Annotated in this window: 26 protein-coding genes; 11 read left to right on the forward strand and 15 right to left on the reverse strand. The window is 66.5% G+C overall.

Going from position 1 to position 24,297, the window contains the following annotated elements; genetic code table 11:
* Window positions 1-16: 16 nt before the first annotated feature.
* The gene (locus MUK72_RS10940; protein WP_244700375.1) at window positions 17-1,297 is read right to left on the reverse strand and encodes an NAD(P)/FAD-dependent oxidoreductase; all 1,281 of its coding nucleotides are present in this window, start codon (window positions 1,295-1,297) and stop codon (window positions 17-19) included.
* Between the two features lie 149 nt (window positions 1,298-1,446).
* Entirely contained in the window at window positions 1,447-2,766 is a 1,320-nt protein-coding gene (locus MUK72_RS10945) for a dicarboxylate/amino acid:cation symporter (RefSeq protein ID WP_244705324.1), read from the reverse strand.
* A 267-nt stretch (window positions 2,767-3,033) separates the two neighbouring features.
* On the opposite strand from MUK72_RS10945, the gene MUK72_RS10950 reads away from it, so the two are divergent.
* Both MUK72_RS10950 and MUK72_RS10955 read left to right on the forward strand, forming a co-directional pair.
* Window positions 3,034-3,417 (forward strand): PaaI family thioesterase, encoded by a 384-nt coding sequence (locus tag MUK72_RS10950; protein ID WP_004054658.1) that lies wholly within the window; start codon window positions 3,034-3,036, stop codon window positions 3,415-3,417.
* 49 nt (window positions 3,418-3,466) lie between these two features.
* Entirely contained in the window at window positions 3,467-3,934 is a 468-nt protein-coding gene (locus MUK72_RS10955) for a nucleoside deaminase (protein ID WP_007742709.1), read from the forward strand.
* Between the two features lie 37 nt (window positions 3,935-3,971).
* On the opposite strand, the gene MUK72_RS10960 is transcribed toward MUK72_RS10955, so the two are convergent.
* Window positions 3,972-4,571, reverse strand: a complete 600-nt coding sequence (locus MUK72_RS10960; RefSeq protein ID WP_244700378.1) for a hypothetical protein — start codon at window positions 4,569-4,571, stop codon at window positions 3,972-3,974.
* A gap of 113 nt (window positions 4,572-4,684) precedes the next feature.
* On the opposite strand from MUK72_RS10960, the gene MUK72_RS10965 reads away from it, so the two are divergent.
* Window positions 4,685-6,517 carry a glycoside hydrolase family 15 protein gene (locus MUK72_RS10965; RefSeq protein WP_244700381.1) on the forward strand — a complete coding sequence of 611 codons (1,833 nt, stop codon included), beginning with the start codon at window positions 4,685-4,687 and terminating at the stop codon, window positions 6,515-6,517.
* 47 nt (window positions 6,518-6,564) lie between these two features.
* Here MUK72_RS10965 and MUK72_RS10970 read toward each other — a convergent pair whose 3' ends face one another.
* From MUK72_RS10970 to MUK72_RS10985, 4 genes are all read right to left on the reverse strand, one after another.
* Window positions 6,565-7,368, reverse strand: coding sequence for a hypothetical protein (locus MUK72_RS10970; RefSeq protein ID WP_244700384.1), 804 nt, complete (start codon window positions 7,366-7,368; stop codon window positions 6,565-6,567).
* Window positions 7,369-7,471: 103 nt separating this feature from the next.
* Window positions 7,472-8,833 (reverse strand): NAD-dependent succinate-semialdehyde dehydrogenase, encoded by a 1,362-nt coding sequence (locus MUK72_RS10975; RefSeq protein ID WP_244700387.1) that lies wholly within the window; start codon window positions 8,831-8,833, stop codon window positions 7,472-7,474.
* A 47-nt stretch (window positions 8,834-8,880) separates the two neighbouring features.
* A complete protein-coding gene (locus MUK72_RS10980; protein WP_244700392.1) occupies window positions 8,881-9,573 on the reverse strand; it encodes a helix-turn-helix domain-containing protein in 693 nt (230 codons plus the stop codon).
* 224 nt (window positions 9,574-9,797) lie between these two features.
* A complete protein-coding gene (locus tag MUK72_RS10985; protein ID WP_244700396.1) occupies window positions 9,798-11,057 on the reverse strand; it encodes an inorganic phosphate transporter in 1,260 nt (419 codons plus the stop codon).
* Window positions 11,058-11,239: 182 nt separating this feature from the next.
* On the opposite strand from MUK72_RS10985, the gene MUK72_RS10990 reads away from it, so the two are divergent.
* The 3 genes from MUK72_RS10990 to MUK72_RS11000 all read left to right on the forward strand — a co-directional run bounded on the left by MUK72_RS10990 (window position 11,240) and on the right by MUK72_RS11000 (window position 14,290).
* On the forward strand, window positions 11,240-11,644 hold the full coding sequence (locus MUK72_RS10990) for a helix-turn-helix domain-containing protein (RefSeq protein ID WP_244700399.1): 405 nt from the start codon (window positions 11,240-11,242) through the stop codon (window positions 11,642-11,644).
* A gap of 63 nt (window positions 11,645-11,707) precedes the next feature.
* Window positions 11,708-12,988 carry a DUF7405 family protein gene (locus tag MUK72_RS10995; protein ID WP_244700402.1) on the forward strand — a complete coding sequence of 427 codons (1,281 nt, stop codon included), beginning with the start codon at window positions 11,708-11,710 and terminating at the stop codon, window positions 12,986-12,988.
* A 111-nt stretch (window positions 12,989-13,099) separates the two neighbouring features.
* Window positions 13,100-14,290, forward strand: coding sequence for an iron transporter (locus MUK72_RS11000; protein ID WP_244700405.1), 1,191 nt, complete (start codon window positions 13,100-13,102; stop codon window positions 14,288-14,290).
* A gap of 70 nt (window positions 14,291-14,360) precedes the next feature.
* Here MUK72_RS11000 and MUK72_RS11005 read toward each other — a convergent pair whose 3' ends face one another.
* The 3 genes from MUK72_RS11005 to MUK72_RS11015 all read right to left on the reverse strand — a co-directional run bounded on the left by MUK72_RS11005 (window position 14,361) and on the right by MUK72_RS11015 (window position 16,773).
* Window positions 14,361-14,885 (reverse strand): winged helix-turn-helix transcriptional regulator, encoded by a 525-nt coding sequence (locus tag MUK72_RS11005; RefSeq protein ID WP_244700408.1) that lies wholly within the window; start codon window positions 14,883-14,885, stop codon window positions 14,361-14,363.
* Window positions 14,869-15,234, reverse strand: a complete 366-nt coding sequence (locus MUK72_RS11010; protein ID WP_244700410.1) for a DUF7471 family protein — start codon at window positions 15,232-15,234, stop codon at window positions 14,869-14,871. Before MUK72_RS11010 ends, MUK72_RS11005 begins: the two co-directional genes overlap by 17 nt.
* 144 nt (window positions 15,235-15,378) lie before the next feature.
* Complete coding sequence (locus MUK72_RS11015; protein WP_244700413.1) at window positions 15,379-16,773, reverse strand: hypothetical protein; 1,395 nt, start codon at window positions 16,771-16,773, stop codon at window positions 15,379-15,381.
* 113 nt (window positions 16,774-16,886) lie between these two features.
* On the opposite strand from MUK72_RS11015, the gene MUK72_RS11020 reads away from it, so the two are divergent.
* Window positions 16,887-18,131, forward strand: coding sequence for an outer membrane protein assembly factor BamB family protein (locus MUK72_RS11020; RefSeq protein WP_244700416.1), 1,245 nt, complete (start codon window positions 16,887-16,889; stop codon window positions 18,129-18,131).
* Window positions 18,132-18,255: 124 nt separating this feature from the next.
* On the forward strand, window positions 18,256-18,465 hold the full coding sequence (locus MUK72_RS11025) for a ribbon-helix-helix domain-containing protein (protein WP_004054695.1): 210 nt from the start codon (window positions 18,256-18,258) through the stop codon (window positions 18,463-18,465).
* On the opposite strand, the gene MUK72_RS11030 is transcribed toward MUK72_RS11025, so the two are convergent.
* Both MUK72_RS11030 and MUK72_RS11035 read right to left on the reverse strand, forming a co-directional pair.
* Window positions 18,462-18,905, reverse strand: coding sequence for a JAB/MPN domain protein-containing protein (locus tag MUK72_RS11030; protein WP_244700419.1), 444 nt, complete (start codon window positions 18,903-18,905; stop codon window positions 18,462-18,464). The two genes, MUK72_RS11025 and MUK72_RS11030, sit on opposite strands and share 4 nt — an antisense overlap.
* A 13-nt stretch (window positions 18,906-18,918) precedes the next feature.
* The gene (locus tag MUK72_RS11035; protein WP_244700422.1) at window positions 18,919-19,596 is read right to left on the reverse strand and encodes an MBL fold metallo-hydrolase; all 678 of its coding nucleotides are present in this window, start codon (window positions 19,594-19,596) and stop codon (window positions 18,919-18,921) included.
* A 73-nt stretch (window positions 19,597-19,669) separates the two neighbouring features.
* On the opposite strand from MUK72_RS11035, the gene MUK72_RS11040 reads away from it, so the two are divergent.
* Window positions 19,670-20,356: a VOC family protein gene (locus tag MUK72_RS11040; RefSeq protein WP_244700425.1), complete on the forward strand. Its 687-nt coding sequence runs from the start codon at window positions 19,670-19,672 to the stop codon at window positions 20,354-20,356.
* Here the strand turns inward: MUK72_RS11040 and MUK72_RS11045 are convergent.
* Window positions 20,353-20,649, reverse strand: a complete 297-nt coding sequence (locus MUK72_RS11045; RefSeq protein ID WP_244700428.1) for a DUF5779 family protein — start codon at window positions 20,647-20,649, stop codon at window positions 20,353-20,355. The genes MUK72_RS11040 and MUK72_RS11045 overlap by 4 nt on opposite strands.
* A gap of 100 nt (window positions 20,650-20,749) precedes the next feature.
* Complete coding sequence (locus MUK72_RS11050; protein WP_244700431.1) at window positions 20,750-20,929, reverse strand: hypothetical protein; 180 nt, start codon at window positions 20,927-20,929, stop codon at window positions 20,750-20,752.
* Window positions 20,930-21,108: 179 nt separating this feature from the next.
* Here MUK72_RS11050 and MUK72_RS11055 point away from each other — a divergent pair, with 179 nt between their 5' ends.
* Complete coding sequence (locus MUK72_RS11055) at window positions 21,109-21,480, forward strand: hypothetical protein (RefSeq protein WP_244700434.1); 372 nt, start codon at window positions 21,109-21,111, stop codon at window positions 21,478-21,480.
* Window positions 21,481-21,575: 95 nt separating this feature from the next.
* Here the strand turns inward: MUK72_RS11055 and MUK72_RS11060 are convergent, their stop codons facing one another.
* A complete protein-coding gene (locus MUK72_RS11060) occupies window positions 21,576-22,562 on the reverse strand; it encodes a bile acid:sodium symporter family protein (RefSeq protein WP_244700437.1) in 987 nt (328 codons plus the stop codon).
* Between the two features lie 379 nt (window positions 22,563-22,941).
* Between MUK72_RS11060 and MUK72_RS11065 the strand changes: the two genes are divergently transcribed.
* On the forward strand, window positions 22,942-24,129 hold the full coding sequence (locus tag MUK72_RS11065; protein ID WP_244705326.1) for a LeuA family protein: 1,188 nt from the start codon (window positions 22,942-22,944) through the stop codon (window positions 24,127-24,129).
* The last annotated feature ends 168 nt before the right edge of the window (window positions 24,130-24,297 follow it).

Raw genomic sequence — 24,297 nt, forward strand, 5'->3', positions numbered from 1 at the left:
CCGGTTGCGCCGTCCGTTACATGTCGCTCCAGGAGCGTGCCGCGCGCTGCACCGACGTGATCGACTCGATCCAGCGCGCCGAGATCGCCTTCTTGACGATGCGCGCGCCGAGTCCGCCGAAGGTGTTGATCGGGATACCGATGACGTCGTGGGCGACGGCCGTGTCGCCGATCGAGACGACCGTACCCTTGTTCATGTACGCCGGTACATCGGTTTGTGTGGCTCGTCGTAGCTGGCCTGAGACGACCGTACCCTTGTTCATGTACGCCCAGTGCTCGCGATCGCGGTCCGCGACGGCCCGTGCGACGTTCTCGCCGATGTGTTCGCCCTCCTCCCAGGCAGCCTCGGCGGTCGGCGGCGGCACGTCCGCGAGGTCGTCGTCGACGATCGTCTCCCAGATCGCCTCCTCGGTGATCGGCCCCTCCTCGTTATCCTGGTGGACCAGCGCCGAGTCGCCGAGCGCGAACACGCGGTCGTCGCTCGTTTCGAGGGTCGCGTCGGTGTAGAGTCGGTTGTGATCCTTGTCGATGTCGGTCGTTTCGAGCGCGTCCTGCCCGGTGACGCCACCAGTCCAGATCAGCACGTCGTACGCCATCGGGTCACGCTCGTCGAAGGCGATCGTCTCGTCCTCGACGGCCGTTATCGCGGTCCGGGTGTCGATCTCGACGTCGTGGGCTTCGAGCTGGTTCCGGATCGCCCCCTGAAACTCGTGGTCGTGGCCGGGGAAGACGTCCGCCGAGTGCTCGACGAGATCGATCTCCATCGACGCGTCGTGCTCGTCGGCCCACGATGCCACCTCGCCGGCGACCTGAATGCCCGTGAGACCGCCACCGCCGACGACGATCCGTGCGGGATCGCTCCGCGAGGCCTCGCGCGTGGCGTCGACGAGATGCTCGTTGATCGCCAGCGCGTCGCCGAGACTCTTGACCGTGAGCGCGTGTGCTTCGAGCCCGTCAACGCCGTGAAAGGCGGTTCGACTGCCGAGCCCGACGACGGCGTAGTCGTAGTCAATATCGTCGCGATCGGCGAGTTCGATGACACGATCATCGATATCGATACCGGTCACGGTCGCCTGCACGAACCGGGTGTCGTCGTTTTTGATCGCTCCGACCGGGATCGTGACCGATTCGCGCGCGTCGGGCGTCCGGATACACCGGTGGACCTCGTGAAGCAGGAGGTGGTAGTCCTCCTCGGCGATCCAGACCAGTTCGTCCTCGTCGCCGAGTTCGTCTTCGAGGCTGCGGATCGCCGCACAGCCGCCGTAACCCGCGCCGAGGACGACGATACGATCGGTCATCGCACTCCGATCCACGGATCGTTCGTCGCGCCGTCCGTCTGCCGTGCGTCATCCGTTGGCCGTTCGCCATCCGTCGGTCGTGCGGCGTCGCTATCCATGCCCAGTCGTTTTCGGCAGTCCAGTAAACAGTAGGGCTTGAATCGGCAGGCTCAGTCGTCGACGGCGGGCGCTCCCGACGGGGCGCTGTCGCCGCTCGCCCAGACACCGTCGTCGAGATCGATAGCGTCGTTCCATTTCGCCGCGAGCGTCGAGACCGCGAGATCGCCGGTGACGTTGTTGAGGGTCGCCACGCGCCCGAGCACCGGATCGACGGCCGCGACGAAGCCGACGATCGTCAGGGGCAGGCCGGCCTGCTGGAGCACGACGGTGAGCATGATCAGCCCCGCGCCGGGGACGCCCGCGGTGCCGATGCTGATCAGCACAGTAACGAGGAGGATGGCGACCTGTTCGCCGAGGCCGAGCGACTGGCCGACGACGTTCGCGGCGAAGACGACGGTGACGGCCTGGCGGATCGCCGCGCCGTCCATGTTGGCCGTCGAGCCCAGCGGGAGCGAGAACCCATATATACTCTCGTCGATCTTGAGGTTCTCCTCGGCGTCGCTCATCGTCACCGGCAGCGTCGCGCTCGACGAACGGATGGTGAACGCCGTCACCATCGCGTTGCGCGCGCCCTGGAGGAACGAGCCCGGTGATTTGCCGACGAGTCCGGAGACGATGACGAGAAGATAGGTGAACGCGATGTGGATGGCGATCGCGAGCGTGACGACGGCGACCAGCGAGCCGAGCGCGACGATCGCGCCGACGTCCTTGCCGGCGAGCTCGGCCGCGACGAGCGCGAACACGCCGAGGACGCCGAACTCCATGACGCCCCAGACGATCGTGAACATCGCCTCCATGCCGGCCTCGGCGAGCGAGAAGAACGTCTCGACGCCCTCGCGCACCGTCTCGTCGTCGGTGCGATCGCGGACGAGCGCCAGCGCGATGGCGAAGACGATGATGAAGAAGATGATCGCGAGCAGATCGCCCCGGGCCAGCGCGCTGATGGGGTTCTCCGGGACGATGCCGAGAACGACCTCGCGCAGTCCCGGCGGCTGTGCGGAATCGCTGCTCCCGCCCGTGAGCATCACGCCGGTTCCTGGATCGAGCAGGTTCGCCACCCCCAGTCCGATGATCCCGGCGATCGTCGTCGTCAGCGCGTAGAGTCCGACGACGACCCCGCCGACGCGACCCATCCTGGCCGGTGAGAGCCGTCGCACACCGGATAGCAGGCTGAAGGCGACGATCGGGACGACGATCATCCCGAGTAGCCGCAAGAAGAGATCGCCGATCGGCGCGAGCGCTGCCGCCGGCGGGCCGACGGTGAACGCGACGACGACCCCGAGGACGAACGCGGCGGCGAGTCGATAGACGATCGGGACGGAGCGATACCGATTCCACACGCTGACGACCGAACCACCGAGAGCAGACATCGGCAGGGGTTGTGCGTCGAGAAAGCTATGGCTGTCGGCTTCGCGCATATTTTCGCACCGATCGGGCGTCGGTATCGATCGTCCCACCGACACGTATTGGCGCGCTCGATCGAGGCGCAAGCATGGACGTCGCCCGTGAACGACGATCCGATCGCGACGTTCCGCGGACGCGTCGATCGCGCGGAGTGAGGACGATCACGGCCACCGATTCGGCCGCAGACGCGACGCGTCGGTGCGCTTTTGTGGACGGTGGGAGTGGATTCGGACATGGACAGCGAGAACTTCTTCGAGGAGATGCCGTTCACGAACCTCCTCGGCATCGAGGTGACAGAGGCCGACGACGGCCACGCCGAGGGCCACGTCGAAATGAGCGAGGAGTTGTCCTGGAACACGAACCGAACGATGGCCCACGGCGGCGTGACGTTCACGCTCGCCGACACGGTCGGCGGCGCGGCGCTGGTCTCGCTGCTCGATCAACCCGTGCCGACGATCGACATGCGGATCGACTACCTCGAAGCGGGCACCGGCGATCTCTCCGCCACCGCCGACGTCGTGCGCGAGGGCGGGGCCATCGGCGTCGTCGACATCGAGGTCCACACCGACGACGGAACGCCGATCGCCGACGTGCGCGGTATCTACAAGACCGACTGAACGGGCGCGAAACCACGCGAGTTATCCGCACGCCCGGCGAGAAGCCGCCATGTCGACCGATGACGACCACGAGGCGTACATGGAACGGGCGTTCGAACTCGCGCGCGAGGCCGGCGAGCGCGGCGACGGCCCCTACGGCTCGCTGCTCGTTCTCGACGGCGAGATCGTCATGGAGGCGAACAACCACGAGAACACCGACGACGACATCGCTGCCCACCCTGAGCTCGCGCTTGCCCGGCGCGGCGCGAGCGAACTCACATCGGAGGAGTGCGAGCGCACGGTCATGTACACGAGCACCGAACCCTGTCCGATGTGCTCCGGCGGAATGGCGATCGCCGGCCTCGGCGGCGTCGTCTACAGCGTCGCCGCGGCCCGTGCCGCCGAGGAGTTCGACGGCGATGCAGCCATGATCCCCTGTGGCGAGGTCTTCGAGAGTTTCGATCACGACGCCGAAGTCGTTCGCGGCGTCCGCGAGGACGACGGGCTAGACATCCACCGCGAGTACCGCTCGGTCTGAGTTCGGTCAAAGACAGAGAGGGCGCGCCGGCCAGCGCTCAGGAGTCGATGCTCGAATCGCGGAGGTTGTCGGCGTTCTCGGGGAGACGGACGCGTGCGTTCGGATGCTGATCGGCGTCCTCGACGAGTTCGTGCCGTTCACGCAGGTCTTCGAGTCTGGATTTCACGGTCTCGGGGTCGGCCCGGCCGACGATGCCGGCGACTTCGATCAGGAGCTGTTCGGGCACGCCACCGCCGTTCGCTCCGAGCTCGGCCCCGTTCTCGTCGTCGAGATCGAGATTCGTGAGGAAGCTGACGTACTCGCGGAGATCGATCTCGCCGCCGAGTGCGTCGTGCCAGCTCGCCGGATAGATGCTGACGCGGTCGTCGCCGACGCGGTAGAAGGCGTCGGTGCGGTACTCGCCGTCGGTGAGGCGCTCGTCGACCGCGTCCAGGACGCCCTCCATGTCGTGGCTGTGGCCATGGTCGGTGCCCACCATCGCCTCGGTGTACGCTTCGAGGGTTGCCCACGCGATGCCGGGGCGCTCGTGGGAATGGTACTGTTCGATGAGCGTGAGGAACTCGTCGACGAGCAGCGACCCGCCGCGGTCGTCGGCTTCGGCGACGATTCGCTCGTTGATCTCGGTCACGTCAGCCATTGGGGAGACACGCCGTTAGCGTTGTCGCCCACCGCTCGGCGACAAACCGATATGCCCGCTCTCACAACGGTCGTCCACATGCAGAGAAACGAATTTCCTCGCGGCGTGAGGCGATGAGCGACTACAAACCGCTGTCGGACTACGGTATCATCGGCAACCTCGAAACCTGTGCGCTCGTCGGCCGCGACGGCGCGATCGACTGGTGCTGTCTCCCCCGGCTCAACTCGTCGAGCGTCTTCGCGGCCCTCCTCGACGACGAGATCGGCGGCCGGTTCGCCATCCATCCGGACGGCGAGTACGAGGCCGAACAGCAGTACATGGAGCGGACGAACGTGCTCCAGACGACCTTCCACACCGAGTCGGGCACCGCGCGCGTCACGGATTTCATGCCGCTGTCGCCCGACAACGACGGTAACCAGCCGAAGGTGCGCGGTATCTACCGGAACGTGACCTGCACCGAGGGCGACGTCGATCTCGCCGTCGAGTTCGATCCCCGCTTCGACTACGCCCGCGCCGACTCGCGCGTCGAGTCGATCAGTGACGGCATCGTCGCGACGGGTGACGCCAGACGGCTCACGCTGTCGAGCCCGCTCGACCTCGACTGCAGCGATAGTGCGGCCGACGGCACGCTCTCGCTGTCCGAGTACGACAGCGAGTGGTTCGTCCTCGAATACGGGACGCGCGCGCCGACCGACGACGACTCGTGTGAGCACCTGCTCGACAACACGATCGAGTTCTGGCGCGACTGGGCACACTCCTGTCCCGACGACGGCGACTGCCCGTTCGCCGACTACAGCCACGAGATGGTCGTGCGCTCCGATCTGACGCTCAAGCTGCTCACCTACCAGGGAACCGGTGGGATCACCGCCGCGCCGACGACGTCGCTGCCGGAGGTCGTCGGCGGGGTGCGCAACTGGGACTACCGCTACAACTGGCTCCGCGACGGGGCGTTCACCGTGCGCGCGTTCGGCAACCTCGGCGACACCGAGGAGGCCGTGGACTATCTCGACGACTTCCTCGAACTCGGCCAGTCGGTCGATCCGGCCGATCTCCAGCCGATCTACGGCCTCCAGCACGGCTCGACCTACGAAGAGCAAGAACTCGACCACCTCGAAGGCTATCGCGGCTCCGCACCCGTCCGCATCGGCAACGGCGCGGCCGACCAGCTCCAGCTCGGCATCTACGGCGAGCTCGTGCTGGCGATCAATCAGCTCTCCTGGTCGGATCGCTCGATCGCCGGCGACGACTGGGAGGCCGTCCGCGACATCGTCGACTACGTCTGCGAGGTCTGGGAGCGCCCCGACGCCGGCATCTGGGAGATGCGCAGCGGGCCGAAACAGTTCGTCCACTCGAAGGCGATGTGTTGGGTCGCCGTCGATCGCGGCATCCGGATGGCCGAGAACGACGACCTCGACGCCCCGCTCGACGAGTGGCGCGACGAACGCAGCCGCATCAAAGAAACCGTCCTTGAGCGCGGGTTCGACAACGACCAGAACAGTTTCACGCAGGCGTTCGACGACGATCAGATCGACGCGAGCCTGCTCCTGCTTCCGCTGTCGGGTTTTCTCTCGTTCGACGATCCGCGCATCCAGGGGACGATCGAGAGCATCATCGACCGCTTGGCGACCGAGGAGGGGCTCGTCTATCGCTACGAACACGACGAGATGCCAGGTGACGAGGGCGCGTTCGTGCTCTGCTCGTTCTGGCTCGTCGACTGTCTCGCGCGCATGGGTCGCGCCGATCGCGCCCGCGAAATCTTCGAGACGATCGAGGACCACTTCAGCCCGCTCGGCCTCGTCTCGGAGGAGATCGATCCCGAAACGGGCGACCTGCTCGGCAACTACCCACAAGCGTTCAGCCACATCGGCTTTGTCAACAGCGCGCTGTTCCTCCACGAGGCCGAGACCGGCACCGATATCCAGCCGTTCGGCCATCGCTCGGTCTGATCGCGGTCGAGCCGACTCCCCGCTCGTCAGCGGTCGCCGGCGTTGCGTCAGCGATCGTCGTCCGCGTCGTCCGCATCGCCGGCTTCAGTTCCGCTTTCGGCCTCGGGGACATCGGGTTCGGTCCACCGATCGTCGGAATCGACCGGTGCGAGCGCGTGATCGAGTTCCTCGTCGCTGTACTCCCGGTCTTCGAGGTCGAGCGCCCGGCGTCGCCACCGCTCGCCGACGGTCGTCTCGCCGTTCGGGCCGACGCGAGCGCCGTGAACGGTAAAGTAGCGCCCGCCGCGATCCATCTTCTTGCCCTCGTAGGTGTGCTGGTCGAAGATCACGTCGTGTTTCCCGCCGGGTTCGAGATCGCCGACCGGGAAATCGTATTTCGGCTCGCGACCCTCCTCTCGGGCGGCGGCCCGCTCAGCGGCGACCTGCTCGAAGTAGCCGTTTGCGTAGGTCGCCTCCCGCGTCGAGGGTGCACGGGCGGCCGCCAGTGCGGCGTGAATCCCACAGAGGCGGCCCTCCCAGCTGTCGGTGTCCCAGAACACGGTCGCCAGCTCCTCGTAGCGTTCGATGAGCAGGACGATCTCCTCGCCCGCGCGCAGATCCTCGACGACGTAGAGCGCGAGGCGATCCCAGAGGTTCCACGCGTGGCCCGACCGCGTGAGTTCCCACGCCGCCCAGGCCGCACACTCCTCGTCCGAACGGCGCACGGCCTTCTGGAGCAGGCTCGACACGTCGTAGCGGTTGTAGCCGCCCTTGGTTCCGTTCTCGTCGAGCTCCTCGCCGAAGTCGTCGGTCATCGGCTCGCCGTCCTCGACCGCGCCGCCGCCGAGGGTCGCCTGTTTGTCCTCGCTCATGGAGACAGCAATCCATCCGCGTACATGTGATTGATCATCTTCAGACGGAAGGAGGGCGGGACGGATAGGGGCCTACCGAAGAACGAAGGCGTCAGTCGCCGGACTACTCGATCCAGACCGTTTTGCGGTTGACGAACTCCTTGATGCCGGCCTCGGAGAGTTCGCGGCCGTAGCCGGAGTTCTTGACGCCGCCGAACGGAACGCGGGGATCGGATTTCGTGAGCTGGTTGACGTACGTGCAGCCAGCGTCGATGCGGCGGGCGACGCGCTGGCCGCGCTCGCGGTCCTCGGTCCAGATACTTGCGCCGAGGCCGAACTCCGTGTCGTTGGCCTTCGCGATGGCCGCGTCCTCGTCGCTCACCGAGTAGACCGACGCGACCGGGCCGAACAGTTCCTCGCTGTCGGCCGGACAGCCCTCGGGCACGTCGGTGAGGATGGTCGGCGGGTAGAAGGGACCGTCCCGATCGAGCGGCTCGCCGCCGGTGACGACGGTCGCGCCGGCGTCGACGCTTGCCTCGACCTGGTCGTGGAGGTCGTCCATCAGGTGCTCCTGGGCCTGCGGGCCGAGGTCGGTGTCCTCCTCGGTCGGGTCACCGACGGTGAGCGCTTCGCACTCCTCGACGAACCGATCGAGGAACTCGTCGTAGACGTCCTCGTGAACGATGAACCGCTTGGCGGCGATACACGACTGGCCGCCGTTCTGGTTGCGCGCCCACGCGCCGGTTTCGGCGGCCGCGTCGATATCGGCGTCGTCGAGCACGACGAACGGATCGCTCCCGCCGAGTTCCAGTACTGTTTTCTTCAGGTTCTCGCCGGCGGTCGAGGCGACGGCGCGGCCGGCCGGCCCGCTGCCGGTGAGCGTCGCCGCACGCACGCGATCGTCGGCAAGCACGTCGTCGATCTTCTCCGAACCGGCCAGCAGCGTCTGGAACGCACCATCGGGGAGGCCAGCTTTGTCGAAGACCTCCTCGATGGCGAGCGCGCATCCAGGAACGTTCGAGGCGTGTTTGAGCAGGCCGACGTTGCCCGCGGCGAGGTAGGGTACCGCGAAGCGCATCGCCTGCCAGAACGGGAAGTTCCAGGGCATCACCGCGAGCACGGGCCCCATCGGGTCGTAAACGGTCTTGACGGTCGTGCCGGGCGGGCTGGGATGGGTTTCGGCTTCGAGGTATTCGCTTGCGTGTTGAGCGTAGTGATCACAGAGCCACTGACATTTCTGGATCTCCGAGTGGGCCTGCGAGATCGGTTTACCCATCTCCTCGGTCATCAGCTCGGCGTACTCGCGCTCGTTGTCGCGGAGCACGTCGCCGGCGGCTTCGATGAGCTGCTCGCGCTCGCGGAGGGGGACGTCGCGCCACTCCGCGAAGCTGTCCTCGGCGCGCGCGAGCGCGTCGTCGATGTCGCTCGCACTGTCCTCCTCGTACGAATCGACGACTTCGCCGGTTGCCGGGTTGACCGTTTCCATGTCCTACCGACTCGTCGTGTTCGTGATTAACGTTGTGGCTGGCCATGTCATGCCCGGCGGCCGCCGATCACGTTCGGGTGGTCGATCGTCTCGTTCGACGTCGATCCGTCGAGGACGCTGTTCTGGAGAGCGTTCGAGAGCCCACGGCGCAGCCGTTCGGAGGCCGCCTGCGTGGAGATGTCGAACTCCGACGCGAGATCGCCCATCGTGATGCGGCGCGGAACGTCGAAATAACCCTTATCGACGGCCGCGGCGAGCAGTTCGGTCTGTGGAGCCGTGAGATCGTGGGCGTCCTCGGGCGCGTCGTCCGTGCATTTCAGTCCGGTGAGTTCGAACGAACAGCCCCGTGCCTGGCAGTGGTCGTGGTACTCCGAGAACGCCTCCCGATCGGGATAGCGCATCCGCATCCACATGCCGGTATGGCTGAGCGTTCCGTCGAGCAACACGCCGCCGAGATCCGTCCACGCCCAGTAGGTCGTCGTCGCGGCCGGCAAACGGATCTGATACAGTTTCCGTCCGTCGACACGGTCGCTCAACGGCTGCACGTCGTGGATCATCGACGCCTCGCCGAGTCCGGTTTCGAGCGCCCCGAAATCGTTGCCGTCGGCCCAGAACGTCACCGAGAGCGTCTCGGGATCACACGCGGTCATCCCTTCGATGACGAGCTCCATGTCGGGCACGCCGCCGAGGACTCCCTCGAATCTCGGCAGGCGGACCGTGAACTCCGCGACGAGACTCATTGCCCCCTATCGCGATCCGGCGGTTGCCGGCACGGCCGACGGCTGTGCCGTCGTGGCGTTCGTCCGCTCGCCGCGTCGCTCGGCGAATTCAGTTTGACGCGTCTCATATCAACCATAGTTGTTTTTCTATTGAAAATCTATCCGCTGGCGATACGGATAAAGCTGGCTCTCGACCGTATTCTTGCTCCAGCGGGCGAACGATCGTGTGGATCTCGATCGCGCCGTCAGAAGATGAGGAGGAAGACGAGATAGGAGCCAAGAGCCGACACCGTCGGCGTGAGCAGCCACATCGTGACGATGCGACCGGTGGCCGCCGCGTCGAAGAGATCGTCGGTCGGCAGTTCTTCGGGCTCTTCCTCGCCGATCTTCGGTACGCCCTCGCTCGGTGCGGCGGCCGGCGACGACCCCGTCGGGGCCTCGGCGGTGGCGAGATCGCCGACGGTCGGACCGGCCGGCGGTCCGCCATCGTCGCCCCCTTCAGCGGCGAGTGCGCTCACCGAGAAGTCCGGTCTGCCCTCACCCTCGATCGCCGAACCGGCGGCGTCGGTGAGCGTCACGGATCGGCTCGACCGACCCCAGCCGAGACCGATGATGCAGGAGGTCATGCTCACCGCGAGGCTCGCCGGGATGCCCAGATTCGAGAGGATCGTGATGATCGTCGCGGCGACGAGCGAGACGAGGATCGCCGCCAGAATCGGCAGATCGGTGATGCCGTCGCCGACCGTATCGAGCGTACGCCGGGCGATGGTGAACGCGCCGATCGCCATCGCGCCCACGGCGATGAGGACACCCTGTTCGACGGTGATGGCGTTGCTCCCGATCAGCGGCGCGACCGCGTTGGCGACGTTCGACGCACCGGCGGAGAAGGCGTTGTAGCAGGCGACCAGCAGGACGACGGCGGCCCCGACGAGATCGCGGGTGGTCGCCCCCTCCTGAAGCACCGGTCGGGGGATCGTTCCGGAACGGTCGAGCCTGAGCAGGCCGTTTTCGAGCCGCCCGAAAGAGATGCGGGCGTTGAGATGCGGGTAGATGTAGCGACCGATGACGACGCCCGCCCAGAAGGCGACCAGCGGGGCGACGATCCACGCCGAGACGATGCCGAACATCACCGATTCGTTGAGCGAGTCGGTCACGACGCCGAGGCCGACGATCGCGCCGACGGCGGTCATCGAGGTCGAGGCGGGGACGCCGAACAGATTCGAGATGAGCAGCGAGAGCCCGGTGAAAAAGAGCACGACGACGCTCGCGACGAGCGTGAACTGGCTCGACGGGACGATCTCGCCGCCCATCGTCGTCACGACCTCGCGGCCGACCGTCCAGCCGCCGAGGAGTGCGAACCCGGTGAACAGGACGGCAGCGAGCGTCTTGCCGGTGATGCGACTCCCCACGGCCGGGCCGAACGCCACGCCAGTCGAGGAGCCACCGATGTTGTAACCAACGAACACCGCCACGGCGATGCCGACGAGCAGCAATACTGATACCATCGACTGCTCCCTCGAAGCCCGTGACAAAACGCGTTTCGCCTCCGTGTGTCGATATGGCAGGCAATCACGCCGTGGCAGGCGACCGCGCCAGTCATGAACCGGCGATCGAGGCCCACAGGCGGTCGTTGACAGTCGTGCGCGGTATGCACAACTCCTTTAGCCGTCGTTCGCCTACGTTCGCCATGCCCGATGCAATGGTCGAGTATCTCCACTCCGATATGGAGTGCGAGGGGTTGCTCGAATGTTTCCACGGTCTCACGGATCTCGACCGCGAGTGTTTCGCGGTCGTCGTCGGGAGCGACGCGGCGCTGACGGTCGACGACGTCGCCGCCGAGGTCGACCGCGAGCGATCGACGGTCTATCGCTCGCTCCAGCGGCTGCTGACGGCGGGGTTCGTTCGGAAGGAGCAGATCAACTACGAGCAGGGCGGCTACTACCACGTCTTTCGCCCGGCCGACCCCGACGCCATCGCCGACGAGATGCAGCGCATGCTGAACGACTGGTACGCGAAGATGGGCCAACTCATCGGTGAGTTCCGCGAGAAATACGACGTCTCCGACCCGGAGGCGACACCCGTCGAAGGCTGAGGAGCGATGGGGTTTCGAGACGCGGACCAGAACCGGCTTTTCGCTGTAGCACCTTCAGCAACCATGCCACACGGCACCGAACGCGGTCTCTCCCGGCGCGCGTTCGTGAAGGCCGCCGTCGCGATCGGCGGTCCGGCGGCGCTGTCGGCCTGTCTCGCCCGCGAGAGCAGTCCCGATCTCCCACAGGGCCCCGACGACCTCTCGACGCTGCCGTCGCGCCAGCACGCCTGGAACGAGTTCCTCGCGCTCGGCGACAACGACAACCACCTCGGCCCGCGCCACCGCGTACTGCTGTATCTCCGCTATGGCAAAGAGGGAACGCCGACGCGAGACGATCGTCGGCAGACCGAACGGGCGCTGCAAGCGCTCGAACGGGCCTATCCCCACTCGCACGACGGCCTGCTGTTCACGGTGAGCTACTCGCCGGCGTATTTCGCTCGCTTCGACGAGTCGCTGCCTGAATCAGTGGATCTCCAGCAGCCGAAGGCGCTCACGCCGTTCGAGGACCCGAAGCTCGATCGGCCGGACGCGGTCGTCCACCTCGCGAGCGATCACGGGCAGGTCGTCCTCGGTGCAGAGGAAGCCCTGCTTGGCGACACCGAGAAACTGAACGGTGTCGATATCGACGCCTCACTCACGGGAGTGTTCGAGCGGATCGACCGGCGGACGGGGTTCGTCGGCGACGGCCTGCCCGCCGACAACCAGGACGTCCAGGGGATCCCCGACTCGGAACCAGTTCCCGACGACTCGCCGATGTATATGGGCTTCAAATCGGGGTTCGACAAGAACCAGGCGACCGAGGACGGGGTGACGATCGATGCCGGCCCGTTCGCGGGCGGAACGACCCAGCAGATATCGACGATCAAACTCCATCTCGATCAGTGGTACGACCAGGACAGTCGCTCGCAGCGCGTCGGCAAGATGTTCTGTCCGGCCCACGCCGAATCGGGCGCTGTCGAGGGTGTCGGCGACAATCTGGGGGATTCGAGCAAGATGGACGACTGCCCGCCCGCCGAAAAGGCCGCCCGCGAATCGGGGCTTGTCGGTCACTCGCAGAAGGCCGCCCGTGCGCGCGAGAACGACCGCCCGATCATCCTCCGGCGCGATTTCGATTCGACCGACGGCGAGGAGGCGACGCTGCATTTCCTCTCGCTTCAGCAGGCGATCGGCGATTTCACCGACACGCGCGAGTCGATGACCGGCACCGATCTCGCCGAGGAGTCCGCGCTCGGCCGGAAGAACAACAACGGCATCCTCCAGTACATGAGCGTGACGCGCCGCGGCAACTACCTCCTCCCGCCGCGCGGGCTACGGGCGCTACCTGCCGCCGTGCCGCGACAGTGATCGCCGCATCGTCGATATATCGACAGTATCGCACCCATCGTGCGAGCCATCGAGCGCGATTTCGACTGCTGAACCAGAACACACTCGAAGCGAGCAGTCCTAAAGGAAGCAATGGATAGACGAGCGTTTCTCCGGGTCGGCACGGCCGCGAGCGCGGCGGGTGCCGGCCTTCTCGCTGGCTGTTCCGGGCTATTCTCCGTCCAGACGGGATATCGAGAGCAGATGCCGCCGCTGCCCGAAAACCGCCCCGCGGCCGTCTACTACCCCTCGCATATCGAAGGGATGGAGATGGTAGGCGTCAAGACGATCGACGGGAACGGAGCGAACGCGACAAGCGCAACGAACGGGACGGATTCCGGCGGAACGAGCCGCTCGAACGGTTCAGGAGGCGGCTCGGGGACGGCCGGAGGCTATCGGTGTGCGCTCACGTACAGCTACCCCCACCGGTTCTGGACCGTCACCGGCACGGAGACCGAGAAGATCGCGATCGAGGACAACGACTCGCTCCATCTGATGGTGAGCGTCTGGGACCCGGCGACGGGCGTCTTCCCGCTGGATACGAACCCGACGATAACGGTCTCGCAGAACGGAGACTCGGTGACGACGCTCTCGCCGTGGACGATGCTCTCGCAGAACATGGGCTTTCACACGGGCGACAACCTCTCGCTGCCCGGTGCCGGCGACTACACCGTCGCGGTCGATATCCCCCCGACGTCCGTCCGGCGAACCGGCTCCTTCGAGGGGCGGTTCGACAGTCAGCGATCCGTCGAGTTCTCGTTCACGTTCGATCCGGGGACGGTGAACGATATCATGCTCGATCGACTCGGCGAGAAGGCCGGCACGCGCGGCGCGGTCGAACCGATGGAGATGAAGAAGATGCCGCTCGCGCTCGCGCCGAAGACGGGCGAACTCCCCGGTCGCCCGCTCGGAACGGTCCGGACCGGCGACGCCGTCTTCGATGTCCGGGCGCTCGACGACGCCTCCCGGTTCGGCAGCGCCGAAAAGACGTATCTCGCCGTCTCGGCACGGACGCCACACAACCGGTACGTCCTGCCGGCGATGTCGCTGTCCGCGACGGTGACACGGGGCAACGAGACGGTTTTCGACGGGGCTCTTCAGGCGACGCTCGATCCGGCGCTGAACTACCACTACGGGGCCGGCGTCGAGAGCATCGAGTCCGGTGACGAGATCGAGATCGTGACCGACGCACCGCCGCAGGTCGCCCGCCACGAGGGCTACGAGACCGCCTTCCTGAAGATGCCGTCGCGAACGCTCACCGTCGGAGGATCGGCCGGACAGTAGCGATCGTTGGATCGGTTCCGTCGATGTCACGTCGGATCGGTGTGATATTCCGAGCGACGACGATGGCCGACTACTCCCCGGCCGCGTCCTCCAGCAGTCGATCGGTCAGGCGAACGAACCGATCGACCATGCGCGCCGGCGACGAGGGGCTGACCTCCCGTAACAGTCGCGCCGTCTCGGTCGGCCGAACGAGCACGAGCGTGACGTGGTTGCGCTCGTCGCGCTCCTTCACGACGACGTCCTGCTCGACGAGATGATCGAGATGCCATTCGAGCGTGCTGCGGGCGATGTCGAGCTCGTCGGCGAGCGGCTGTGGCCGCGTCGGCCCGCGATCACAGAGCAGCGCGACGATGTCGCCGGCGGTCTCGCGGCGCAGCAGCGAGAGCGCGCCGCGCCGCCACGCGTCGCACTCGGGCGGGTAGTAGTGGGTACGGCCGTAGCGCTGCTCGTCGGTCACCGCCCCTGCCGAGCAGAGTCGCTTGAGGTGGTACTGGACCTGACCGGGTGCGAGGTCGAGCACGCGCACGAGCTCGTTGAAGTGGATGCCCGGCGACGTGTGGATGCGCCGCGCGACGCGCTTACGAGTCCCGTTCATACGTGTTCACCTCCGGTCGCGCCATCGTGCGTGCGTAGTAGACCGCGGCGAGCAGCAGAACGGCCATGACGCCGTCGAGCGTGTGCTCGATGAGGTGGTGCAGCTCCATCGAGAGCATCCCGTCCATCGCCAGTCCACCGACGAGCGTGCGCCCGACCAGCGTGCCGAGCGCCATCGTGATCAACAGATACGAACGCGAGCGCCGCTGTGCCAGCGCGACGATGCCGAGCCCGAGAACGACCAGCGAGACGACCGCCGTGACGGCGAGGACGGTCGGCAGCGCCACGTCGCCGATCGGCGTGGAGCCGTGATCGATGCCGAGGTGGGGAACGACATGCGGGAGCGTCATCGCGCGCCATCATCCCCGTTCGATGCAGAACTCTCCCCACGTTTTCGACGGCGAGGGTCGATTCCGCAGAGACGCCGTCGATTCATTGCTACTGTTTGGGAACACGTCAGAATAATCGTTCTGGTGCGCACGTCGAATCGTCACTCATGAAACGACCGGTCGCGAGATGATCCACAGCGAGAGCACCGTGTAGCCGACCATCAACACCACGAGCGGGAGATGGGCTCGCCTGGCTTGCGGGAGGGTTTCGTAGCGAGCGACCGCCACTGCGTGGGCGGCCACGACGGCGATGACGTGACCAGCAACGATCAACAGCACCTGCGATCCCCAGAAGACGGGGACCGACAGCCAACCGAGCAGATCGAGCGGTTCGATCGGCGTGACAGCGAGCGACCACGCGACGGCCGCGAGCCGGCCGAGTCGTTCGACGACGAACGGGTAGTTGTGGGCGACCTCGTAGGCCGCGGCGATCGGCACTACCGTCGGCGCGAACGCGACGGCCGTTCCTCGCCAGCCGCCGCTCCCACCGCCCCCACCGCTCTCGACGACAGCCCCCATCACCACGCTGACGCCGACGAACGCCGCGACGAACCCCGCCAGTCCGAGAACGTAGATGAACACGCTCGTCCCGGGACCGGTCGAGAGCAGCTCGCGGAGGCCGAACAGCAGTTCCTGGAACTCCGGCGTGTTCGTGAACCCGTCGAAGCTCACCGTGTAGACGGTGGCGACGACGAACGCGACGAGCCCGAACCGTTCGACGGGGCACGTACAGCCGGTCCACGGCGGCCGGAAAACGACTCGGTGGCCGTCTTCCGTCGTGACGAACCCCACGGGGGCGACCCGTCCGAACAGTCGGTAGAGCACTTCCAGCGCGTCCGCGCGTCGAAACCACTCCCGACCGAAGGCGACCGCGCCGAGCACCATCACTGCGGCGTAGCCGGCGATGACGGCGGCCGTCGCCGCCGGCGAGCGTGGGACGATGGTGAGGTTCTCCAGGATACCGATACCGACGACGAATCCACCGAGTGCGGGCCAGGAGCCGAGCCACGACGGGTAGGAACCGAGCGCAGCGATCTCGTCGCCTTCGATCCGTGTCAGCCCGTCGTAGAGCGTCCGCCACGGCGACAGCACGCGCCACGGGCTCCCGACGAGGATCGAGAGCAGGCCGACGCCCTTGAACCAGACGGCCCAGACGAACACCGTCGCGACGTTCTCGGCGGCAATCTGCGGGCCGGCGAAGCCACGGACGATCGTGACGAGAAACCCGACGAAGAAAACCGCTCGTGCGCCATATCGCACGATTGTCGCAACGTGTTTCGGGAGCACGAACGCGGGCCACGTTCGCCCCTTCTCGGATCGCTCGCCCGTGATCGCGAGCCAGGCTGCCGTGGCCGCGACCGTGACCGCAGCACCGCCGAACAGGAGGGAAAGCGGGATCGGCGCGGTGAAGCGCGAGCTCTGGACCTGATGTGCGCTCGCGACGCCGACGAACGTCGTGAGGCCGAGCAGAAGAGTGAACAGTCCCCGGCGCTCGTCCATGCCCCCGATCGCCCGAGCGCGGCAAAGAAGCCGTTGATACGCCCCGTTGGTACGGTTCTCGAATCGCCCGGCCCGACGCGAGGGCTTATTCCCGACGGGTCGATACCGACCGCATGCAGACGCGGACCGTCGTGGCGGTCGTCCTTCTCGTCTCGGTGCTCGCCGGAACGGCGTTCGTCGGCTACAGCAGCCTTGCCGGGTCCAGCGGCACGCTCGACGAACGATGGGTGAGCAACACGTCGACATCGATCCTCGGCAACCACCACGCTCCCGCCGCCGGGAAAATCGACGGCAAGGGGATGGTGTTCGCACCGGTCAGCGGAAGCGGGAACGGCAGTAGCTGCCGGCTCGTCGCGATGACCGCCGACGGCGCGACGCCGGAGTGGCGCTATCGCGTCCCGGCGGCCAACTGCACGATCCACTCGGTCGCCGATCCGACGCTCGCCGATTTCGACGACGACGGGACGAAAGAGGTCGTCGCCACCACGACCGAAGATCTCGTCACCGCGCTCGATCCCCAAACCGGCGAGCGGGAGTTCGCGTACAACCTCACCGACTACGGTTACACCCAGCCCCTCGTCGCGGACGTGACCGGCGACGGGGCGAACGAGACCGTCGTCGTCGACTTCCGCGGGACGGCGTTCGTCCTCCGGCCGAACGGCAGCGCGGTCTGGACCGAGAAACTCGACGCGAAGACGGAGGCCCAGCCCGCAGTCGCCGACTTCACGGGCGACAACGAGAGCGAGATCGCCGTCGGAGCGGGCCAGAAGGTCGTACTCCTGGACCGGAACGGCACGGTCAGATGGAATCGGACGCAGCCGTTCGACAGCTCGATCACCTGGATGACGACCGGGCAGGCCGACGAGGACGAGGCGACCGAGATCGTCGCCGCGACGTTCGGCGGGCGGGTCGTCGCGATCGACGGCGAGCGCGGGACGATCGAGTGGCAAAAGGAGTTCGGCGATCTCGCAGCGGTCCACGCCTTCGGGGACGGTGACGGCGACGGTGCAGTCGAAGTCTACGCGACCGCCAAGGACGGGAAACTCAGGAGTCTCGACGCGAGCGACGGCACCGTCGAGTGGACCACCCAGCTCACCGCCGAGGACGTGCCGATGACGCCCCCGCCGAGCATGGGCGACGTCGACGGCGACGGCGAGCCCGAGATAGTGGCCGTGACGAACGACGGGATCGTCTCGGTCGTCGACCCGAAATCCGGCGACGTCCGCGCGTCGTACGAGCGCAACGTGCCGATCTACGTCCATCCGACGGTCGCGAACACCGACGGCGATCCGGCGGCGGAGCTGTACGCGGTCTACGGCGACGGGCGCGTCGTCGCACTCTCGTACACCGAGTCGTGACGAGAGCCACGACGCGATGCGGATCGACCAGCCAGAGCAGTCGGTAGCGGCTCTCGACCCTCGCTAACGGACGATTTCCTGGAGCGAACACAACGACTATCCGACCGCTCGCCCACCCATCGTCATGACCGACTACACGACCGTCTCGATCCCGAAGGACCTCGCCGACCGAGTCGAGGAGACGATCGAGGGGACGAGCTTTCAGAGCACCTCCGATCTCGTGCGCTTTCTCCTCCGCAGCATCGTCATCCAACACCAGAAACAGGGCGAACTCACCGAGGCCCAGTTCGACGAGATCGCCGAGCAGCTCCGCGATCTGGGCTATCTGGGCTAGTCGAGCGACTCCGCCGGCGGTTCGGCAGCCACGAGGTCGAGCGAGCGCTCGATGCCGTCGCGCGAGAAGACCGCGATATCGCCCCGTTCCCACGGCGGGATCGCGACGAACACGATGCCGTGGAGATCGTCGGTCCGCGTGAGTGTGAGCCGCCCCTGTGGATGTGAGACGAACCGTCCCTGCGTCTGGCCCGCGGGCGTGCCGAGATCCATCCCGAACACTGCCGACAGCGACCGACCGGCCTCGGGAAAGTAGAAATGAGTGAACACCGGCGTCTCGGGCGGGAGTGACTCCGCGAACTCGCCGGCCGGCGTCGTCGCGAGCGCGATCGTTGCCTCCTCGGGTTCGGCCTCGCGGGCGAGATCGAGCAGCGCTTCCACCAGTCCGGCAGTCGCGTACACCGCGGGTCGGCCATCGGTCGCGTCGTGAGCGGCAGACATGGGTTCAGTTGTCTCAGTTCGCGAGGAACAGCCTGGCGGTTTTCAGGTAGAGCGACGGTGCGCGGCGGCGCGATCCCGACAGCGCCGCACCGAGCGCCGGGTTGGCGTGTTCGTGGACGCCTGCACCGTGACCCACGAGCACGCGCTCGGGGGTGAAATCCTCGAACGACTGTCGCGGCGGGAGCAGTCGCAGCGCCGGATGGACACCCAGTCGCTCGCTGTCGGTACGCATGTACTCGGCCGTCCCGAACGTCTCAGAGACGACGAGCGTGCCGTCTTCTTCGTGGTAGAGCGCGCCCTCCTGCCACAGCGGCGTGGCGACCATCCGGAGTCGGTAGCCCGTCTCGCTGAGAGTTCCATCGAAGCGCTCGATCGGCGCGTCGATCTCGTCGGCGACGCCATCCATCCAGGACGGAACGTACACCGAGACATCGTGGCGCTCGGCGAATGCGGCGGCGTCGCGTTTGTGCCGGTCCAGGAGGACGACGACGCCCGCGACGTCACCGAACTCGGCGAGTAGGTCGTCGATCCCCGCGGCGTCGACGGGATCGACCAGCCAGACGCCCTCGTCGGTCGCGAGCGCGTGGCTCGCGCGCTGCATCCGCTCGTCCGGGTAGGCGAGCCAGCCGACACCGCCGTCGAAGCGGTCGATCGCTTCGTACTCCGCCGAGCCAGAACCCTTCATCGGCATACCCATCCCTCGGGGCGGCGGCGGATGAGCGCATCGGTGGCGGATATTTATACTCGGCGACCGTTCGGGATGCATGATTTCGGCGCTACGCTGGCTCGCCCTCGAAGTCAAGGATATCGATCACGCGAGCGCGTTCTACCGCGAACAGCTCGCCCTCGATACCGTGCGGGAGAGCGAGAGCGAGGTCGTCCTCTCGGCCGGCGAGACCGACCTCGTGCTCCGCCGGCCATCGGCCATCCCTCGCGGGGGACTCCACACCCACTACGCGCTCTCGATCCCCACGAGCGAGTACGACGACTGGTACGACCAGCTTGCGGAGTCGTTCGATCTCGACGAACACACCTTCGGCAGCGCGCGCTCGCTGTATTTCTACGATACGGAGGGCAACTGCGTCGAACTCGGCGAGTCGGATGGGGAAGGGTCAGGCGTACACGGGATGTTCGAGGTCGTCCTCGAAGTCGCAGAGCTCGCCCGCGCCGAGTCGTTCTACACCGATCTCGGGATGGAGATCGTCGATCAGGGGAGCGAGCGCCGCCGGACGCGGCTCGCGGCCGACGGGTTCGCCCTCGAACTCTGGGAACCCCACCTGGGGCTGGCCGACGCCCGCGGCGGCGTCCACGTCGATCTCGGTGTCGCCGTCGGAGACCCGAAAGCGACGCTCGAAGCGGTGGGGGAATCGGTGCGATCGGTCGAACGGCTCGACGACGGGATCAGGGTTCGCGATCCCGACGGCCACTTCGTGACGTTCGTCGAGGGCTAGTCGAGTCGATCGGTATCGATGTGGACGCCCGGTGGCGTCACCAGGAGGAACTTCCGGAAGTGGATCAGTTCGCCGTCCATCTCACGGACGTCGCTCGCGAACCCGCTCGCGAGGCGGTTCAGGTCGCCCTCGACGGCGAGGACGAGCACCGCGTCGTCGGCGATTTCGGCGATCCATTCCTCACTTGGCGTCCGCCCGTCGAGCACGCCGAGAACGACGCGATGGGCGCGCTCGCCGGTCTCGTCCTCGATTTCGTTTTCGACGGTCTGGAGGTCGAGATCGAACTCGCTCATGGCCGACTCTCATCGCGCCGGGAGAAAAATCCTCGTTTTAGGGCGCGAACGGTCGGGACATCGATCGTCACGGACGAATCCCAGTTGGGCGACCGACGAATCAGTCGAGAAAGGACTCCAACCGTGCCCGATAGTAGCCGTAGCCGATCAGCAGCAGTCCGATAGCCACGAACCCGTACTGGATGAACCACGCCAGCCCGTCGAGCAGCCAAGCACCGACGAGCACGACCGCCAGCCCGCCGACCAGAAACGCGACCCACGTGTTGCTCTGCTCCGCCATTGTCCTTCGATCACCACAATCGAGGAATCAACCTTTGCATTGTCGGTCGTCGCGTTGGCGTCGTGAGGTGGATCTCGATCCAAGAACGCAGGCTGAGTTGCTGTTCGATGAACGGCGCATCTCACAGAAAGCATATACCACACCGAAGGATAGATCGCGCTATGGGTCTGGAAAAGCTGGTGCAACGAGGCTCACTGTACGGGTTCGGAGCCGGAGCAGTAACGACAGGTGTCATTGTGCTCGTCGCCAGCCTGTTCGATGTTGCACTCGGTGCTGTCGTGCTCGTGTTGGTCGCCATTGCGATGTTGGCGCTCGTCTTGTTGCTCGGGGCTCCCGGCATCGGTCCGGGTCCGGCGGTCGGCGAAATGCAATCCAGTACCGGTGGCGAATCCGGCGGGATGCAGATGCCGAGTCCGGTAGAGGCGGGTGGCGCGTCGAGAAACCCCGCCGCGATGGCAGCGGTCGTGCCAGCAACGCGGTTGGAGTACGTGATGTACTTCACCGGGTTCGGTGCGGCCGCTGTCGTCGCGCTCGTCGTTCTCCTCGGCTGAAATCCCGTAGCATCGGAGAACGATCTCGGAGCGGTGATCGATGATTCGTTCTGCTTGTTGCGGTGCAAACGCCTCAGCGACTCACCATTCCGTTGTCAGTCGTCGCTCGTGCTCGCAGCCCTCGCGTCGGTCGTCCCCGTCGACTGCCGCGAGAAGTACGTCGCGAGCGCCGGGCCGGTGACGTTGTGCCAGACGCTGAACAGTGCGGGCGGGAGCGCCGCGAGCGGGCTGAAGTAGGCCGTCGCGAGCGCGACCGCGAGTCCGCTGTTCTGGAGGGCGACCTCGAAAGTACACGCCCGCACCCGATCGGGCGACATCCCGCTCGCACGGCCGACGCCGTAGCCCGCGGCGAGCCCGATGGCGTTGTGGGCGACGACAGCGACCAACACCACCGCGCCCGCGGTCAGGATGTTCTCGACGTTCGCGCCGACGACCGCCGCGACGATGGCGACGATGGCGACGACGCTGATCGCCGGGAAGACGTTGAGCCCGGCCGCGGCGAGACGCGGCGCGTAGCGATCGAGGGTCAGCCGGAGCACGAAGCCTGCGATCACGGGGATGAGGACGACCTGGACGATGGAGGTGAACATCTCGGCGAACGTCACCTGGAGCTGCTCGCCCGCGAGCGCGACGACCCACGTCGGCATCACGATCGGGGCGGCGAGCGTCGTCACGGTCGTGATCGCAACCGAGAGCGCGACGTCACCCTTGCCGAGATAGGTCATCACGTTCGAGGCCGTGCCACCCGGCGCGGCACCCAGAAGCACCACACCGATCGCGAGCGCCGGCGGTAGCGAGAGCGCGATGGTGAGACCCCACGCGGCGAGCGGCATCACGATCCACTGGGTGAGCGCGCCGATGGCCACATCGCGCGGGCGCTCCACGATGCGCCTGAAGTCGGCGGGCCGTAGCGTCAGCCCCATCCCGAGCATGATGATGCCGAGCAACGGCGTGATGTACGGCGAGATCCAGGTGAACGTCTCCGGGGTGAGGAGCGCCGCGCCCGAAAACAGCAGCACCCACACCACGAAGTAGGTGCTCGCGACGTTACCGATCCGTTCGAGCGTGTCGAGCGCGCTCACGCCCGACCTCCATCGGTTCGCGACAGTCGACCGCCATGCAGAAACATACCGCTACCGTCCGCCACAGCGGCGCAAAAACCTTCGGACGTGATCCGTTCGGTGTCGGTCGGTCGCGCGAGCGGCGATCGGCCGGCTCGCCGTCCGATCGAGTGCAATCGTGGGTCGATCCTACCACCTGCTGCGCCGCCGGTGATTGTATGATATAAGGAACTATCGAGGGAACAAGGCCGTCGATGGCTGCCGATCCGTCGATTTCACCGGGTGAATCCGCCCGAACGGAAATTCCGGAGCGATAGGTTTATCCGTGGGATGGACATCCGACCGAGTACAATGTCCCACAACGACACGGACACGGAGGATTCGTCGGTGACCCCGGCGGATCGAGTTCTTCCAGGGCACCCTGGGAGAGACGACTGAAGTAGACACAGTTCGAGTTTTCGACACGACTCTGCGCGACGGTGAGCAGTCGCCACGCACCTCGTTCAGCTACGACGACAAGCGGGAGATCGCGGCCGTGCTGGACGAGATGGGGACGCACGTCATCGAGGCGGGCTTCCCGGTGAACTCCGACGCGGAGTTCGAGGCCGTCAGCGACATCGCCGAGAGCACCAGTGTAACGACCTGCGGGCTGGCACGCGTCGTCGAGAAGGACGTGGAAGCGGCGCTCGATTCGGGCGTCGAGATGGTCCACGTCTTCGCCTCGACGAGCGACGTCCAGCTCGAAGACGCGATGCACGCCAGTCGCGCGGAGATGAAGGAACGGTCGGTGAACGCCGTCGAGCGGGCCAAAGAGGCGGGCGTCGAGGTGATGTTCTCGCCGATGGACGCCACGCGGACCGACGAGGAGTATCTCGTCGATGTCGTCGAGGCGACCGCCGCGGCGGGGGCCGACTGGATCAACATCCCCGACACCTGCGGGGTGGCGACGCCCGCCCGGTTCGGCGAGCTCGTCGCCCGGGTCTGTGAGGTCGCCGACGCGCGGGTTGACGTCCACACCCACGACGACTTCGGGCTGGCGAGCGCGAACGCGCTCGCTGGCTTCGAGAACGGCGCGGCGCAGGCCCAGGTAAGCGTCAACGGCATCGGCGAGCGCGCCGGCAACGCCGCCTACGAGGAGGTCGTGATGAGCGCCGAATCGCTCTACGGCGTGGAGTCGGGGATCGACACGACCCGCATCACCGAACTCTCTCGACTGGTCGAGCGCGCGAGCGAGATCGAGACCCCCGGCAACAAGCCGGTGGTCGGGCAGAACGCCTTCAGCCACGAGTCGGGCATTCACGCGGCCGGCGTGATCGAGAACTCCGACACGTTCGAGCCGGGTGTGATGACCCCCGAGATGGTCGGCGCGCAGCGCGAGCTCGTCCTCGGCAAACACACCGGGACGCACTCGGTGCGCAAGCGGCTGCACGAGGCCGGCTTCGACCCGACCGACGACGAGGTACGCGAGTGTACCCGGCGGGTAAAGGAGTTCGGCGCGGAGAAAGAGCGCGTGACGATGAGCGTGCTCGAACGGTTCGCCCGCGAGGTCGGCATCGAGCAGGTCGGCAAGACGGAGGTCAACGCCTGAGCATGACCCCGTCGCACGCCTCCACCCACCAGCCACGGGTAGCGCCCGAACCCCGCGTTCGGGGCAACGTTTGCACGGCGCGCAAAGGTTATAACCGATCCCCTGGTGGGGACGACAACGATGACGCGACCGACCACCGCCCGAGGGACGCGAACTCGGAGCGGCGCA

It is taken from the genome of Halococcus dombrowskii (genome assembly GCF_022870485.1).
Lineage (GTDB): Archaea > Halobacteriota > Halobacteria > Halobacteriales > Halococcaceae > Halococcus > Halococcus morrhuae.

Bases quoted from the DNA above. Each gene is read 5' to 3' on its own strand.
- MUK72_RS10940 (WP_244700375.1), bottom strand. From the start codon at position 1,297: ATGACCGATCGTATCGTCGTCCTCGGCGCGGGTTACGGCGGCTGTGCG.
- MUK72_RS10945 (WP_244705324.1), bottom strand. From the start codon at position 2,766: ATGTCTGCTCTCGGTGGTTCGGTCGTCAGCGTGTGGAATCGGTATCGC.
- MUK72_RS10950 (WP_004054658.1), top strand. From the start codon at position 3,034: ATGGACAGCGAGAACTTCTTCGAGGAGATGCCGTTCACGAACCTCCTC.
- MUK72_RS10955 (WP_007742709.1), top strand. From the start codon at position 3,467: ATGTCGACCGATGACGACCACGAGGCGTACATGGAACGGGCGTTCGAA.
- MUK72_RS10960 (WP_244700378.1), bottom strand. From the start codon at position 4,571: ATGGCTGACGTGACCGAGATCAACGAGCGAATCGTCGCCGAAGCCGAC.
- MUK72_RS10965 (WP_244700381.1), top strand. From the start codon at position 4,685: ATGAGCGACTACAAACCGCTGTCGGACTACGGTATCATCGGCAACCTC.
- MUK72_RS10970 (WP_244700384.1), bottom strand. From the start codon at position 7,368: ATGAGCGAGGACAAACAGGCGACCCTCGGCGGCGGCGCGGTCGAGGAC.
- MUK72_RS10975 (WP_244700387.1), bottom strand. From the start codon at position 8,833: ATGGAAACGGTCAACCCGGCAACCGGCGAAGTCGTCGATTCGTACGAG.
- MUK72_RS10980 (WP_244700392.1), bottom strand. From the start codon at position 9,573: ATGAGTCTCGTCGCGGAGTTCACGGTCCGCCTGCCGAGATTCGAGGGA.
- MUK72_RS10985 (WP_244700396.1), bottom strand. From the start codon at position 11,057: ATGGTATCAGTATTGCTGCTCGTCGGCATCGCCGTGGCGGTGTTCGTT.
- MUK72_RS10990 (WP_244700399.1), top strand. From the start codon at position 11,240: ATGCCCGATGCAATGGTCGAGTATCTCCACTCCGATATGGAGTGCGAG.
- MUK72_RS10995 (WP_244700402.1), top strand. From the start codon at position 11,708: ATGCCACACGGCACCGAACGCGGTCTCTCCCGGCGCGCGTTCGTGAAG.
- MUK72_RS11000 (WP_244700405.1), top strand. From the start codon at position 13,100: ATGGATAGACGAGCGTTTCTCCGGGTCGGCACGGCCGCGAGCGCGGCG.
- MUK72_RS11005 (WP_244700408.1), bottom strand. From the start codon at position 14,885: ATGAACGGGACTCGTAAGCGCGTCGCGCGGCGCATCCACACGTCGCCG.
- MUK72_RS11010 (WP_244700410.1), bottom strand. From the start codon at position 15,234: ATGACGCTCCCGCATGTCGTTCCCCACCTCGGCATCGATCACGGCTCC.
- MUK72_RS11015 (WP_244700413.1), bottom strand. From the start codon at position 16,773: ATGGACGAGCGCCGGGGACTGTTCACTCTTCTGCTCGGCCTCACGACG.
- MUK72_RS11020 (WP_244700416.1), top strand. From the start codon at position 16,887: ATGCAGACGCGGACCGTCGTGGCGGTCGTCCTTCTCGTCTCGGTGCTC.
- MUK72_RS11025 (WP_004054695.1), top strand. From the start codon at position 18,256: ATGACCGACTACACGACCGTCTCGATCCCGAAGGACCTCGCCGACCGA.
- MUK72_RS11030 (WP_244700419.1), bottom strand. From the start codon at position 18,905: ATGTCTGCCGCTCACGACGCGACCGATGGCCGACCCGCGGTGTACGCG.
- MUK72_RS11035 (WP_244700422.1), bottom strand. From the start codon at position 19,596: ATGCCGATGAAGGGTTCTGGCTCGGCGGAGTACGAAGCGATCGACCGC.
- MUK72_RS11040 (WP_244700425.1), top strand. From the start codon at position 19,670: ATGATTTCGGCGCTACGCTGGCTCGCCCTCGAAGTCAAGGATATCGAT.
- MUK72_RS11045 (WP_244700428.1), bottom strand. From the start codon at position 20,649: ATGAGCGAGTTCGATCTCGACCTCCAGACCGTCGAAAACGAAATCGAG.
- MUK72_RS11050 (WP_244700431.1), bottom strand. From the start codon at position 20,929: ATGGCGGAGCAGAGCAACACGTGGGTCGCGTTTCTGGTCGGCGGGCTG.